Annotated in this window: 14 protein-coding genes; 13 read left to right on the plus strand and 1 reads right to left on the minus strand. The window is 47.5% G+C overall.

Annotated features, from left to right (window positions below):
• Positions 1-63 precede the first annotated feature (63 nt).
• The 7 genes from AWM72_RS05740 to trxB all read left to right on the plus strand — a co-directional run bounded on the left by AWM72_RS05740 (position 64) and on the right by trxB (position 6,745).
• Entirely contained in the window at positions 64-1,428 is a 1,365-nt protein-coding gene (locus AWM72_RS05740; protein ID WP_067974656.1) for a DUF4097 family beta strand repeat-containing protein, read from the plus strand.
• Positions 1,429-1,441: 13 nt separating this feature from the next.
• Entirely contained in the window at positions 1,442-1,738 is a 297-nt protein-coding gene (locus AWM72_RS09230) for a PspC domain-containing protein (protein WP_070486448.1), read from the plus strand.
• A 300-nt stretch (positions 1,739-2,038) separates the two neighbouring features.
• Complete coding sequence (gene hprK, locus AWM72_RS05750; RefSeq protein ID WP_067974659.1) at positions 2,039-2,974, plus strand: HPr(Ser) kinase/phosphatase; 936 nt, start codon at positions 2,039-2,041, stop codon at positions 2,972-2,974.
• Between the two features lies 1 nt (position 2,975).
• Positions 2,976-3,836 (plus strand): prolipoprotein diacylglyceryl transferase, encoded by an 861-nt coding sequence (gene lgt / locus AWM72_RS05755; RefSeq protein ID WP_067974663.1) that lies wholly within the window; start codon positions 2,976-2,978, stop codon positions 3,834-3,836.
• Positions 3,837-4,910: an NAD(P)H-dependent glycerol-3-phosphate dehydrogenase gene (locus tag AWM72_RS05760; protein ID WP_067974667.1), complete on the plus strand. Its 1,074-nt coding sequence runs from the start codon at positions 3,837-3,839 to the stop codon at positions 4,908-4,910.
• 22 nt (positions 4,911-4,932) lie between these two features.
• A complete protein-coding gene (gene galU / locus AWM72_RS05765) occupies positions 4,933-5,814 on the plus strand; it encodes a UTP--glucose-1-phosphate uridylyltransferase GalU (protein WP_067974672.1) in 882 nt (293 codons plus the stop codon).
• A 4-nt stretch (positions 5,815-5,818) separates the two neighbouring features.
• Positions 5,819-6,745, plus strand: coding sequence for a thioredoxin-disulfide reductase (trxB, locus tag AWM72_RS05770; RefSeq protein ID WP_067974677.1), 927 nt, complete (start codon positions 5,819-5,821; stop codon positions 6,743-6,745).
• Between the two features lie 71 nt (positions 6,746-6,816).
• Here trxB and AWM72_RS05775 read toward each other — a convergent pair whose 3' ends face one another.
• Positions 6,817-7,866 carry a hypothetical protein gene (locus AWM72_RS05775; RefSeq protein WP_067974680.1) on the minus strand — a complete coding sequence of 350 codons (1,050 nt, stop codon included), beginning with the start codon at positions 7,864-7,866 and terminating at the stop codon, positions 6,817-6,819.
• A gap of 364 nt (positions 7,867-8,230) precedes the next feature.
• Between AWM72_RS05775 and AWM72_RS05780 the strand changes: the two genes are divergently transcribed.
• From AWM72_RS05780 to AWM72_RS05805, 6 genes are all read left to right on the plus strand, one after another.
• On the plus strand, positions 8,231-9,112 hold the full coding sequence (locus AWM72_RS05780) for a DegV family protein (RefSeq protein WP_067974683.1): 882 nt from the start codon (positions 8,231-8,233) through the stop codon (positions 9,110-9,112).
• 17 nt (positions 9,113-9,129) lie between these two features.
• Positions 9,130-9,591 carry an NUDIX hydrolase gene (locus AWM72_RS05785; protein WP_083272440.1) on the plus strand — a complete coding sequence of 154 codons (462 nt, stop codon included), beginning with the start codon at positions 9,130-9,132 and terminating at the stop codon, positions 9,589-9,591.
• 27 nt (positions 9,592-9,618) lie between these two features.
• On the plus strand, positions 9,619-10,401 hold the full coding sequence (locus AWM72_RS05790) for a CpsB/CapC family capsule biosynthesis tyrosine phosphatase (protein ID WP_067974687.1): 783 nt from the start codon (positions 9,619-9,621) through the stop codon (positions 10,399-10,401).
• A gap of 17 nt (positions 10,402-10,418) precedes the next feature.
• Positions 10,419-11,159: a YveK family protein gene (locus tag AWM72_RS05795; protein WP_067974691.1), complete on the plus strand. Its 741-nt coding sequence runs from the start codon at positions 10,419-10,421 to the stop codon at positions 11,157-11,159.
• A 12-nt stretch (positions 11,160-11,171) separates the two neighbouring features.
• Positions 11,172-11,906 carry a CpsD/CapB family tyrosine-protein kinase gene (locus AWM72_RS05800; RefSeq protein WP_083272439.1) on the plus strand — a complete coding sequence of 245 codons (735 nt, stop codon included), beginning with the start codon at positions 11,172-11,174 and terminating at the stop codon, positions 11,904-11,906.
• A 201-nt stretch (positions 11,907-12,107) separates the two neighbouring features.
• On the plus strand, positions 12,108-13,829 hold the full coding sequence (locus tag AWM72_RS05805) for a phospho-sugar mutase (RefSeq protein WP_067974694.1): 1,722 nt from the start codon (positions 12,108-12,110) through the stop codon (positions 13,827-13,829).
• Positions 13,830-13,833 lie beyond the last annotated feature (4 nt).

Here is a 13,833-nt window from a genome sequence, read left to right on the forward strand (position 1 = left end):
GGCCTATGTTAAAACTTGAAAAAATTGAGATAATAGGTTCAAGATAAACAAGGAGGCGACACGATGAGTGAGGACAAACAACGTATACTGAAATTAGTTCAAGAAGGTTTACTCAGTCGAGAAGAAGCCTTGGTGCTTTTAGAACAGCGCCAAGCTAAAGAAAGTGATAACCAAAAGCAGAAGCAGAGCCTCTCATTTGAAGAAGCACAAGCCTTGGCGGAATTCTATGAAGACCAAGGCCAGGATGACTTAGCCCAAGCGATTCTGAAAAATTATTACTTAGATCGCGAAGAAAAATTAGAAGCTGAATTAGATGCCAAGGAGGCTGCCTTAGAAGAACTGGGGTTGGCTGAATCAACGGACGAAGCGGAGGCCAAGTTGGCCTTAGAAGAAGAAATCAAGGGTCTCAAAACAGAATTGACTTACTTGCGTGACCAAGCGAACCAATCAAATAATGACTCAGCAGACGGACCAGCAGAGGAGCCAAAAGCAAAGACCAGCCAGGCAGAGAAGACAGGATTGGGTCAAATGTTCAAGGACCTTAAGACGGCCGTTGAAGGAACGGTTCACTTTGACCGGGGCCGGTCGGGGATCCCCCGTCCCCACTTAGTCACCCGGCAATTTGAAGAACGTTTTACTTTTGACGAGATCGCCAAGAATTTTGATTTTTCAATCTCTAAGGGAGACATCCTGGTTGAAGTCGCCGAGATCGACCGGGTGGAAGTCTTAGTGACAGGGACTATCCTAGGTAAGTACCAGGAAGAAAGCGTTGAAGAAGCCTTTAGAAAAAGAACCCTGATTGAAAACCAAGGCGGATGTTTACGTTTTGAATTAAATAACCGCCTGCTATCTACTAATATCCACTTGCGCCTTCCCAAAGTAAAATTCGGCCAATTAAATTTTAGGAGCTTATTAGGAGGCATCCAGCTGACTGGTTTAGAAGCGGAAAACCTGGATCTTTATACCATTGATGGGGATATCCGGGTCGCTGAGTGCCAGGCAAGCAGTGGCCGGGTGAATACCAAGAACGGTTTAGTAGTTTTGGACCAAGTTGCCTTTGACCATCTGGATGCGCAGACAGCCAATGGGGACCAGCGCTTCATTGGAGCGGTTCGCGAGCTGGCCATGGATACCCTGAATGGGAACTTGCGGTTGACGGTGACAAGCCCGGACTTAGAGACCGTTAACTGCCAGACCACTTCGGGAGATGTCAAGCTCAATGTTAATCCAGCAACGAGTTTGAATGCTGACCTGCGTTCCAATAATGGGACTATACGTTGGCGGCAAGAAAGCTTTAAGGTAGAAACCTTGGCTGATTCTCGCTTTAACCAAGCGAAGAGCATATATTATTTAGGCGAGACACGCCCTGCCCAAATCAACCTGTCATCCGTTTCTGGAGATATCTGGTTGAAGGCAGAGGCTAAGTAATAGGAGGATAACCATGACTAAAAAATTAAGAAGATCCAAAACAGACCGCGTTCTAACCGGCTTACTAGGGGGCCTGGCAGCTTATTTTGGCGTCAGTTCAACCCTTATCCGCTGGCTTTACGCCATCTTCACTTTCTTCAATCCCTTCCTCATCCTGATCTACATCGTGGCGGCTTATTTGATTCCAAGTGAAGGAAAGCCTTTTAAGCGCAAGGCTGAGAAAACCCACCGCCACCCCCGAGGTTTCGGTCGCATTAAAGAAGCTGAACACATTGATGATGACCAGCAGGGAAATTGGAATGACTTTTAACCTATAATAAAGAGAGTGTGACAAAAGTCGGTTAGTCCTGAATCACTGGAGCGAACTATGGGAAATCGTTGGAAAACGATTGGACATAGTTCATGAAGTGGATGTCAGGACTGACTTTTGGAACAGATTTTTGCTAAAAAAGTTCGTTATTTTAAAAGAGGCCGGGGCTTTTGTCCCAGCCTCTTTTATTTTCTTTGCCTGCCTAAGGGGCGGTCCTTGATGTCGGTGAAGCTTCTTGGGGGAATCTATGGTAAAATAGGAGAAAAACAGCATTGATGCGAAGGATGGAAGGAGTTCTACATGGCGGTAGTTACAGTTCGTGAGCTAGTAGAGGCACTCAAGATGAATATTATTTCTGGTGAGGACTATCTGGATCGAGAGATCACAGTATCAGATATTTCGCGCCCGGGATTGGAATTGACCGGTTATTTTAATTATTATCCTGAAGAACGGATCCAACTTTTTGGCCGTAACGAGCATTCTTTTATGAGCAAGATGACCAGTGAAGAACGTTTATTGGTGATGCGGCGTCTAGCCCGGGATAAGACACCGGTTTTTGTTTTTTCCCGCGACTTGCGGCCGGAGTACGAAGTGATCCAGGCAGCTAATGAAAACCATATTCCGGTGATTGGGATCAATACCTCGACCACCCACCTCTCTTCTCGCTTGACGACCTTTCTTCAGGAACGTTTGGCGACCCGTACCTCGCGCCATGGTGTCTTTGTTGAGGTTTATGGTTTAGGTGTGCTCATTATGGGCGAGAGTGGCGTTGGTAAGTCGGAAGCTGCCCTCGAACTGGTTAAGAATGGCCACCGCCTGGTTGCTGATGACCGGGTCGAACTCTATCAAAGAGATGAATATACCATTATGGGGGAGGCGCCCGCTATCCTTGAAAACATGATGGAAATTCGGGGCCTGGGCATTATTAATATTATGACCCTCTACGGCGCAGGAGCTGTCCGCCAGAAGCAACAGGTGAACTTGATCATCCAGTTGAAGCTCTGGCACAAGGAGGACAAGTATGACCGTTTGGGAACCGCTGCCGAAGAGGAAGATATCTTTGGGGTGAAGGTGGCTAAGATTACCGTTCCGGTTCAGATGGGACGGAATATTTCTAGCATCGTCGAAGTAGCTGCCATGAATTTCCGAGCCAATGATCTCGGCTACAATTCAGCCAAGGAATTTGAAGACCGTTTAACGCATTTGATCGAAAGTAACAGTCAAGAGGAAGGATAATATGTTGAGTGATCGTGTTTTAGCAGCCATTGATCCCGTCGCTTTCGAGCTATTTGGCTGGCCCATTCGTTGGTATGGGATTATCATAGCTGGAGGTATCCTTTTAGCTATTCAATTGGGTAGCCGTGAAATTAAGCGGCGGGGCTGGCCTGAGGATTTAATTTTAGATGTCTTGGTTTGGGCCATTCCCATTGGCTTTATCGGGGCTCGACTCTATTATGTGATCTTCGAATGGGATTATTACCGCCAGCACTTGGATGAGATTATCCAAATTTGGAATGGTGGGATTGCCATCTATGGGGGCGTTTTAGCGGCCCTATTGACTATTTACCTTTATTGTCGGTCTAAGGGCTGGCGCTTCCTACTTTTGACAGATGTGATGGCGCCTTACCTCCTGCTTGCCCAAGCCATTGGCCGCTGGGGAAATTTTGTTAACCAGGAGGCCCATGGAGGCCCCGTGTCGGTAGAATTTCTTCGTGACCGCCTCCACTTACCTGATTTTATTGTGGAAGGTATGCAGATCGACGGGGTCTACTACCATCCGACCTTTCTTTACGAATCACTATGGAACCTTTTAGGGGTTGTGGTTCTCTTGTATTTACGTAATATTAGGGGCAAACTGAGAGTAGGGGAGACGACCTTCCTCTACTTGATTTGGTATGGGATCGGACGTTTCTTTATTGAGGGGCTGCGGACAGATAGCCTCTATTGGGGGCCCTTCCGTGTCTCCCAAGTCCTATCCTTAGTCTTGGTGCTTATTGGCCTGGGCGCAATTATCTGGCGACGTTGGCAAAAAGCTCCCACTCCCTACCAGGAAGCGAGTCTCTATGCGATTGAACAGAAGAAAACGGAGGAGAACTAAATGCAAAGTTATCGTGTTGCAGTATTAGGCGCTGGCTCTTGGGGGTCGGCGCTCGCCATGGTATTAAATGACAACCAGCACCAGGTTCGGCTCTGGACCGTTGATGCAGACCAAGCAGAAGAGATCCGTCAGACGCGGATTAATGCTGCCTACCTGCCCGACCTGCACCTAGCTGAGGATATCTTAGTGACGACGGATTTGAGCGAGGCACTCAAACAAGCTGATATGGTCTGTTTTGTGGTGCCGACCAAGGCAATCCGGTCTGTCAGCCAACAAGTAAAGGAAGTTTTAGCCTCTGATCAAGCTTCGGGAGCGGACAAGCCGCCGCTTATCCTCCATGCTTCTAAGGGCTTGGAACAAGGTAGCCATTTGCGGATCAGTCAGATTATCGAAGAAGTTCTAGAAGACTGTGACTACCGCGGCATCGTGGCACTGTCTGGGCCAAGTCATGCGGAAGAGGTGGCGGTCCGCCATATCACAACGATCACAGCAGCGAGCCGAGACTTAGAAGCGGCCAAGGAAGTCCAAGCAGTCTTCCTCAACCGCTATTTCCGGGTTTATACCAACACTGACTGTATCGGTGTGGAATTGGGTGGGGCCCTGAAGAATATTATTGCGGTCGCGGCCGGCGGGGTAGATGGCTTAAACTATGGGGATAACACCAAGGCAGCCTTGATCACGCGTGGTTTAGCCGAAATTACTCGTTTGGGCCTGGCTATGGGTGCGGATCCCCTAACCTTTTCTGGCTTAAGCGGAGTGGGGGATCTCATTGTGACCTGTAACAGCGTCCACTCACGGAATTGGCGGGCCGGCAACCAGATTGCTCAGGGAGCTAGCCCTGAAGAAGTAGAAGCTAAGATGGGCATGGTCGTTGAGGGAATTCCGACGACCAAGGCGGCATACGAATTAGCGGCTGACTTAGGTGTCGATATGCCCATTACCAATGCTCTCTACGCTATTCTCTATGAAGGCATGCCGGTGGAAGAAGCCCTAACCCAGCTGATGATGCGGGAAGGTAAGGAAGAAGCCCAATTACGAAGCGCATTAATTGACTATCTGGCGAAAAGAACTTAAAGTAATTTCTTAAGGAGGACTTATGAAAAAAGTACGTAAAGCAATTATTCCAGCGGCTGGTTTTGGAACCCGTTTCCTACCAGCTACTAAGGCGATGGCTAAAGAGATGCTACCGATTGTCAATAAGCCAACCATCCAATTCATAGTGGAAGAGGCATTAGCGTCGGGAATAGAAGATATTTTAATCATCACAGGTAAGAGTAAACGCCCTCTAGAAGACTACTTTGATTCGAATATTGAACTCGAGGGCGTCCTCAAGCAGAAGGGTGAGGACCAATTACTAGAACTAATACAGGAGAATGTTGGGCTTAACCTCTACTTTAAGCGCCAATCCTATCCACTAGGCCTCGGTCATGCGGTTCTTCAAGCCAAGGCTTTTGTTGGCGACGAACCCTTCGTGGTCATGCTCGGGGACGATTTGATGGTAGATGAGGAACCATTAACCAAGCAATTAATTGGCGCCTATAATGAGACCCATGCTTCCAACATTGCCGTGATGCCCGTTGCCGAGGAAGATACCGATAAGTATGGCATCATTGATCCTGAAGCGAAGTTCCGCGATGGCATCTACAATGTTCGCCGCTTTGTCGAAAAACCGGATCCTTCTGTGGCCCCTTCTAACTTGGCTATTATTGGCCGCTATTTACTAACACCTGAAATCTTCGGCCTTTTAGAAACTCAAAAAGCAGGAGCAGGCAATGAAATCCAATTAACTGATGCCATCGATCGTTTGAACCGCACTCAGCGGGTATTTGCTTACGAATTTAAGGGCCAACGCTATGATGTGGGGGATAAGCTTGGCTATATGAAGACAACCATCGAGTATGGCTTAGGCCAAGAGAGTATCCGCCAGGGCCTGACTGACTATCTCCTGAGTCTTGAGGACGAATTAAATAAGGAGTGAGAGAATGAGCGAAGAAATTAAACAATATGATGTCTTAGTCATTGGCTGTGGGCCAGCGGGGATGACTGCCGCCCTCTATACCTCACGGGCAGCCCTATCGGTTCTAATCTTAGAGCGGGGTGTACGGGGGGGCGAGCTCTTGAATACAGCTGAAGTAGAAAACTATCCAGGCTTCCCTAGCATCCAAGGGCCAGACCTGGCGACCAGTATGTATGAAGGGGCCATGCGTTTCGGGGCAGATTATGCCTATGGGAATGTTAAAGCGATCCATCCCGGCCAACCCTACCATACGATTGAAACCGATACGGCAACCTACCAAGCTAAGGCGATTGTGATTGCAACGGGGTCCACCCACCGTCTCCTGGATGTGCCAGGTGAGGCCGACTATGCTGGGCGCGGAGTTAGCTACTGTGCTGTCTGCGACGGAGCCTTCTTCAAGGATGGTAAGTTGATCGTTGTAGGTGGAGGAGACTCAGCTGTTGAAGAAGGGGCTTACTTGACCCAGTATGCCAAGCAAGTGACCATTGTCCACCGACGCGATCAGTTACGGGCCCAAGCGATTCTCCAAGAGCGGGCCTTTGCTAATGAGAAGATTGATTTCACCTGGGATGCCCAAGTCCAAGAAATCCTAGGCGACGGTCAGAAGGTGACGGGAGTTCGGATTGTTAAGAAGGATGGCTCTTCTTATGTGGAAGACTGCGATGGGGTCTTTATCTATATTGGCCTCCTCCCCAACCAAGCTGGCTTTGATGACCTGGGCATCACCGATGAGGAAGGCTGGGTCATCACTGACGAGAACATGTTGACGAAGGTCCCTGGTATCTTTGCTGCTGGTGACATCCGCCAAAAGAAATTGCGGCAAATTTCAACCGCAGTTGGTGACGGCGGCCAAGCTGGCCAAGAAGCTTATAATTATATTCAAAGCTTATAACTAAATAATGCCAACAAAAAAAGCGCCCGACTAAAGGCGCTTTTTGTCTATCTAGCAATAGCTAATTTAGACTAGATATGATTTTCATTGGCTTCTTCTGTGACGAATTTTGTCCCGAAGTAACCACCAAGAGCTGAGAGAATGGCACCAAGTAAGAGTCCGACAAAGGCCCAGATTGAAGCTTGAGCAGTCGTGTCAGAAGCTTTGTTGGCTTCATTCCGTAATTGTGCAATCGCGTCTTGAGCTTCAGACTTGGTTTGGTCAAGCGCTTGGCTAGCCTGGTCAATTTGTTGACGGGCTTCGCTGGCTGCACGGTTGTACCCTTCGACAATATTTTGAGTAGTTTGTTCAGCTTCCGCTTGGGATAAATCAGAGTTAGATTCGATGGCATTGGCAACGGCTTGTTCATCCACGTTTTCCGTGATGCTTTCTGTCCGTGCTTGCAATTGATTACTTAATTGGTCAAAGATAGCATCTGAATTCTCAGGATTCGTTACCAAGTCTTTAGCAGCTTGGCTGATGTCGTCAGTTGCCCCTTGGAGCTGCCCCTTCAAGTATTCTGGTTGGAGCTCTTTGATATTGGTATCACGTAGGACGTCGTTGACATCGTTTTCTAAACTTTGGATGTCACTTTGGTTCACATCAATTTGGTCAGTGAGGGCATTAACGCCATTGGAGACGCTATCAGCTGCTGAAGAAGTTACACTTTCAACGCTTTGACCGGCTGTCTGTGCCACTTGGCCAAAGAAAGTCCCCACGGATGACAGGATCGACACGGTAGCGACTGAAAGTAAAATAAAGGTTGCGATGGTTGATACAGCCCAGGTTAAGAAACCGTGAACCACACCCACGCGACGGGCGGTAATCCCAGAAACAAAGCCAGCCCCTAAGAATGAAAGGATTAATTGGATAACCGTCCAAATTAAGACCCCAGTTCCAACGCCTGACATTGGATTGCTCGCTTTAGGACTCACTGTCCCGAAGCCAATGGCATTACCAATAAAACCGAGGGTGATCATTAAGGCGATAAAAGTAACAACGCCTGCAAAGATCGCTCCCCATGATAGGTTGTAGCCGGCTTCTTTGTCGCCAGCTCCTAGATAACGATTAAATCTATGCATAAATAATTCCTCCTTTTCCATTAATTTAATCTTTATGTATGATAAATTCAAGGCATAAGCCTTTCCATGACGGGCATTTGGTCTATTCCACCCTGTAAGCGCCCTCTTTTATGAAAATAAGAACAATAATTGTATTAAATCTCTGTCAGAAAGCCAATGAAAAAATTCCCTTAGTGAGTATTTATATATTTTTAAAAATTAATCAGAAGGCATGAAGACAAGATTGTGCTAGACTTAGGAAGAGGCTTTACCCGCCGCTTTCATATCATTTAAAGGTCAGATTTGTTATAATGAACATATACGCTTGCTTGCAAGCGAGACTCTACGAATGAAGTTATTTTGCGATAACTTGGAAAGGTTAGATATGAAAACAGCTTATATTATTGACAGTACAGCGTCCTTACCGGAAGCTTACCAAGACCATCCCGATGTCTATCAAGTTTACCTATCGATTCATTATGCGAATGGTGATAGCTTGCGTGACACGACAGACCCCGAAGCCCTACAGCGTTTCTACGAAGACTTACCCAAAGAAGAAGAGATTCCGACGACTTCCCAGCCCCAACCCCAGCAGTTCTACGATATTATGGACGACTTAGTAGCGGAAGGTTATGAGGCGGTTTACGGTTTCTTCTTGTCTGCCGACCTAAGTGGGACTTATCAAACCGCCTATTCAGTCATGCACGAGTATGATGACCGCTTAACAGTTCATGTGATTGATTCTAAGTCGATTTCTCTAGCTATTGAAGCCCTGCTTGACCATACGATACGTCTCCAAGAAGCCGGGGCTAGTGAAGGGGAGATCCTTGACCACCTGGAAAAAATGGTGGATCAGACAGCGCTTTTATGTTGCTTTGAAGACTTGTCTTACCTGGTTAAGGGAGGGCGAGCTGGTAATGCCTCGGCCCTCATTGGAAAAATATTGAATATCTTCCCTGTGCTAGAGGTCCATAGCAAGGTAGAAGTTTTTGCTAAGGTGCGGTCGCGTAAACGTGTTTATGCGACAATTGTTGATGAAATCGAGAAGCGGATCCAGGACTATCCTGACGGGGTAGAGCGGCTGATTGTTTTGGATGCCCTCAATCCAGAAGGGGTGGCAGCCCTAGAGCAAGCTTTTACAGCTGCCTATCCCCACATCAGGGTGGAGAAGACTTATCTAACCCCAGTAATTGGTATCCATGCAGGTCGGGATGCTTATGGCGTGATTGCCGTTCCTAATTTACCTCGCCGCTACCAAGCCAATTAAAGAAGAGGAGGCAGGACTTGCAATTAACGAGTTTAGTTTATCTGATTGACGGTGATGAGGTTCTTATGCTCCATCGGACTAAGAAAGCTAATGATATCAACCATAATAAATGGTTAGGTGTAGGCGGTAAGTTCGAATGGGGAGAGAGTCCTTTAGAATGTGCCCGAAGAGAAGTGAAGGAAGAAACGGGCCAAGACCTTCTAGAAGCCCAAGCTCGGGGCGTGATTACCTTTTTCTTTGCCGATGACGAGCCCCTCTACATCTTCCTCTATACTGGTCGCTTGGCTTCCCGGCAAGTGATCCAGACCTATGAAGGGGACTTAGAATGGGTTAAGCGCGACCAGATTCCCGATTTAGAACTCTGGGAAGGAGATCGGATTTTCCTTAAGAAATTATTTGAAAGCGACCAGTATATTGATATGAAATTAAGTTATGATGCGGAGAGTCGTTTGCTTGCTTGTGAAGATTTCTCCCACTAGCCTAGTGATTGAGAGGAGTTGATGCGTGTGCTTGTTGATGTTCATACCCATATTCTTCCGGAAGTGGAGGAAGGCTTGCGTTTTGAAGATACCTTGCCCAGGGTCAATCAAATCTTACAAGCAGGCACTAGCCATGTCTTGTCGCTAGCTCCTTACCAGCACGATACGACCATTGCACCGCTCGCTAAATTAGAAGCTGTCGCTGAGGCCTACCAGGAGGCGCTTGACCGCAGAGGCTTGCCCCTCCGTCTTTATCCAGGCCACGAAGCCTTGTTAGAAGCAAGCTTAGCCGATGATGTCTTAGCGGGAAAAGTTTCTTTCGCAGACCTCAACCAACGCTATTTATTCATTCGTTTTCCCGACCAAGATTTGCCTGCCTATACCCAGGAAGTTCTCTTCAGCTTGCTTGCTCATAATATTCGGCCCATTATTAGCCAACCGGAAAAGCAAGCCTGCTTTCAAAACAAGCCCCAGCTCCTTTATGATATTTGTGAGCAGGGTTGCAGTATTCAAGCTTCAGCGACTTCCTTGCTGCCCTCCAGCCCAGATCCCGTTTACCGCTTGACCTGGGACTTGGTTGAGCGCCGCTATCTTCATGTGATTGCCTCAGGGGCTTTCTGTGCTAGCGATTCCTGGCGAGGGGACAGTTTGGCTAGCGTTTACCAATACTTAGAAGAAAAATATGGTGAAAGTTTTAGCTTTGATTTAAAGCAGAATGCCATTAGTTTATTGAATGGGGATCCCATGGTGACCCATTATCAGTTGAAGAAGAAACGGACATTTTTTGACTTCTTCAAGCGCCAAAAGTAAGAAGAAAGGTGGTTCTTATGGCGAAGAAACAGCGCAAACCTCTAACCGAGATTCTAAAAATTATGAAAAATAAGCTGGCCTTTATCATTATGGCAACGGTTATCGGGATGATCCTGGCCAGCCTTATCTCCTTCCTCGTTCTTGAGCCCCAGTATGAAGGGACAGCCCAAGTGATTGTCCACCAAAATACGGAGGAACAAACGACTGCCCCCTTAGCTGACCAGGCCAAGACACTGACCGATACTTATAAGGAAATTGTTGTAACACCAGCTGTCCTGGAACCGGTCGCTCAAGGAGCGGAGGAGGACTTGTCCTACCAGGCTCTGCGTGATCGGGTGCGTGTGACGACCAATGAGGAGTCCCTCGTGCTACAAATTGCAGTGGTCGACCATTCGCCCTACACGGCTTCCGACTTAGCCAACCAGATTGCCTCAAGCTTCGGCAAGCAGGTGAATGAAATCTATCCCAATAGCCAGGTCAAGCAAGTGGCTGATGCAAAAACCCATACAAAAAAAATCCGGCCTAAACCCGTTTGGGATATCTTGATCGGTGGTGGGCTAGCCTTCCTTCTCGCCTCGCTTTGGGCCCTCTGGCAAGCCTACCGCGATAAGACAGTCCGCAGCGAAGAGATTGTCAGCGAGATGGGCTGGCATTTAATTGGGGTCCTACCCGAAATGAGCCAGACAGAAGTACGAGAAACGCGCTTCAAACGGAAGGGCCGGTCAGCTAACTACGACGACAATAAACGTCGCATCTAGGAGGTGTTAAGAATGTTTTCTCGTTTCAAACAAAAAGAAATCGTCAAAAAGAACCGGGAACAGCGCCAAGGTTCCAGCTTGATTACCCTCCAGCGCCCTAATGATATTGTCTCGGAACAGTTTCGGACTATTCGAACCAATATTCAATTCGCCATGGAAGAACAGAAATTCAAATCCATTATGTTTACTTCCTCGGGAGCTTGGGAAGGGAAGTCGACCATTGTAGCCAATATCGCAACGGTAATGGCCGACCTGAACTTACGGGTCTGCATTGTAGACTGTGACCTGCGTAAGCCTACGATTCATAAGACTTTTGACGTGGATGAACCTTCTGGCCTGACCAGTCTGCTGACCCAAAGAGAACTGAAGACCATGAATTATGTCCAATATGTTCCTGAGGCTAATCTCTATGTCTTGCCGGCTGGTCCTAAGCCGCCAAACCCTGCCGAACTCCTGAGTTCTCAGCGGATGGCAGATATCATTGATGAACTGGAGCAGCTCTTTGACTTGGTGATTATTGATACGCCACCGATCCTCTTGGTGACCGATGCCCAGATCATGGCATCACGGGTCGATAATGTCATCTTCGTTTTGCGGGAGAATGTCTCCCAGATTCGCAATGTCCAAAAGTCCAAAGAACTCCTCGATGCTGTCAATGCCAATGTCCTCGGTGCCATCTATAATGGGGCCGTAGGGGATGCGATCAACTCCTACTACGGCTACGGTTACCACGACGAAGAAGTTTAAGAATGATGATTTAGCATGGTCAAGAGCCCAGCTAACTAGGCTTTTGACTATGTTTTTTATTTGCTTAGGCTAATAGCTATCCTAAAAGAGACTGATCTTTGTTAAGGGCTTACATCTTTTGAAAATTAGGATAAGATTAGAAGCCTTTACGGGTAAAATTTGCTATAATATAGGAAAAGAATATGATGAGGAGTGTTAATCATGACTTGGCAAGAAAACTTTAAACACTGGGACGACTTTGAAGACCTCGATCCAACTCTAAGAGAAGAATTAGACACTTTAAAAGAAGATCCCGAAGCTTTGGAAGATGCCTTCTACCAACGAATTGCTTTTGGGACAGCAGGTATGCGCGGACTCATGGGCCCAGGAATTAATCGCTTGAACATCTATACGGTTCGCCTATCTACAGAAGGGCTGGCCCGCTTAATGGAAGATTATGGGGCCGAGGCCAAGGAAGCTGGGGTGGCGATTGCCTATGATGGCCGCCATGATAGCCAGCGCTTTGCCTATGAATCAGCAGCTGTCTTGGCCAAGCATGGTATTCCAACTTACGTTTATGAATCCCTGCGTCCAACCCCAGAGCTTTCCTTTACCGTGCGTAAACTGGAAACCTTTGCGGGGATTATGATTACTGCCAGTCATAATACTGCTGAATATAACGGCTATAAGGTTTATGGCGCGGATGGCGGCCAGATGACGCCTGAAGATGCCGATGCCCTGGTGGCCCACACGGAAGGGGTTGACCTCCTAACGATCCCTAGCTTGTCCCAAGAAGAACTGAAGTCGAGTGATCTCTTAACCATTATTGGAGAAGAGCTTGACCAGAAATACCTGGCCCGGGTAGCAGAAGTGACCATTGACCAAGACCTGGTTAAAGAAATGGGCGACCAAGTAACCATCGTTTACACCCCTCTGCACGGAACTGGTCAAATGCCGGTTTCACGGGCTCTAGACCACGCCGGTTTCGAGTCAGTTGTCTTTGTTGACGAACAGAAGAATCCGGACCCTGATTTCACCTATGCGCCAGATCCTAACCCTGAAGATGCGGCAGCCTTTGAATATGCTATCAAGTACGGGGAAGCAGAAGCAGCTGATATCCTGCTAGCAACCGACCCCGATGCTGACCGGATGGGGGGCGCTGTCCGCCTACCTAATGGCAAGTACCAAATCTTAACCGGGAATCAGATTGGGGCCCTCATGACCCACTACATCCTCCAGGCCAAGAAGGATGCCGATGAATTGCCTGATAATGGTGTTATTTTGAAATCTATTGTTTCATCGGAACTTCCAGCTAAGATTGCAGCGGCCTATGGGGTAGACACCGTTAATACTCTGACTGGCTTTAAGTGGATCGCGGATAAGATCAAACAATATCAAAAAGACCAAAGCAAGACCTTCCTCTTTGGTTTCGAAGAGAGCTATGGCTACCTGGTTAAGCCCTTTGTCCGTGATAAGGATGCCGTTCAAGCTATTCTCCTAATGTCAGAAATGACCGCCTATTATAAAAAACAAGGTAAGACGCCTTATGATGGCCTGCAAGAAATCTTCCAGGAGTATGGTTACTTTAAAGAAAAGACCATTTCTGTTAAACTACCTGGACAGGCAGGTGCCGCTAAGATTGAGCAATTGATGAAGGGCTTAAGAGAAGAACCCCTCAAGGAAATTGCGGGGGTTCAAGTTAAAGCAACTTCTGATTTTGCCGACCAGTCCAAAACTTATGCGGATGGCAAGCAGGAAAGTTTAGACCAAGCCCCATCAAATGTCTTGAAATATGAACTTGAGGATGGGACCTGGATTGCTGTTCGCCCAAGTGGGACCGAGCCTAAGATTAAGTTCTATATTGGCGTAGAGGCAGAGAATGAGTTAGCTGCTCAAAAAGCCCTCGACCAATATGAAGCAGCGATGAAAGAATTTACAGCATAAAAGT

Origin of the sequence: Aerococcus sanguinicola (assembly GCF_001543145.1) — a bacterium.
Taxonomy (GTDB): domain Bacteria; phylum Bacillota; class Bacilli; order Lactobacillales; family Aerococcaceae; genus Aerococcus; species Aerococcus sanguinicola.

Excerpts from the sequence above, each read along its gene's own strand:
- AWM72_RS09230 (WP_070486448.1), top strand. The coding sequence starts at position 1,442 with ATGACTAAAAAATTAAGAAGATCCAAAACAGACCGCGTTCTAACCGGC.
- AWM72_RS05760 (WP_067974667.1), top strand. The coding sequence starts at position 3,837 with ATGCAAAGTTATCGTGTTGCAGTATTAGGCGCTGGCTCTTGGGGGTCG.
- AWM72_RS05800 (WP_083272439.1), top strand. The coding sequence starts at position 11,172 with ATGTTTTCTCGTTTCAAACAAAAAGAAATCGTCAAAAAGAACCGGGAA.
- AWM72_RS05795 (WP_067974691.1), top strand. The coding sequence starts at position 10,419 with ATGGCGAAGAAACAGCGCAAACCTCTAACCGAGATTCTAAAAATTATG.
- AWM72_RS05775 (WP_067974680.1), bottom strand. The coding sequence starts at position 7,866 with ATGCATAGATTTAATCGTTATCTAGGAGCTGGCGACAAAGAAGCCGGC.
- AWM72_RS05740 (WP_067974656.1), top strand. The coding sequence starts at position 64 with ATGAGTGAGGACAAACAACGTATACTGAAATTAGTTCAAGAAGGTTTA.
- AWM72_RS05805 (WP_067974694.1), top strand. The coding sequence starts at position 12,108 with ATGACTTGGCAAGAAAACTTTAAACACTGGGACGACTTTGAAGACCTC.
- galU (WP_067974672.1), top strand. The coding sequence starts at position 4,933 with ATGAAAAAAGTACGTAAAGCAATTATTCCAGCGGCTGGTTTTGGAACC.
- trxB (WP_067974677.1), top strand. The coding sequence starts at position 5,819 with ATGAGCGAAGAAATTAAACAATATGATGTCTTAGTCATTGGCTGTGGG.
- hprK (WP_067974659.1), top strand. The coding sequence starts at position 2,039 with ATGGCGGTAGTTACAGTTCGTGAGCTAGTAGAGGCACTCAAGATGAAT.
- lgt (WP_067974663.1), top strand. The coding sequence starts at position 2,976 with ATGTTGAGTGATCGTGTTTTAGCAGCCATTGATCCCGTCGCTTTCGAG.
- AWM72_RS05780 (WP_067974683.1), top strand. The coding sequence starts at position 8,231 with ATGAAAACAGCTTATATTATTGACAGTACAGCGTCCTTACCGGAAGCT.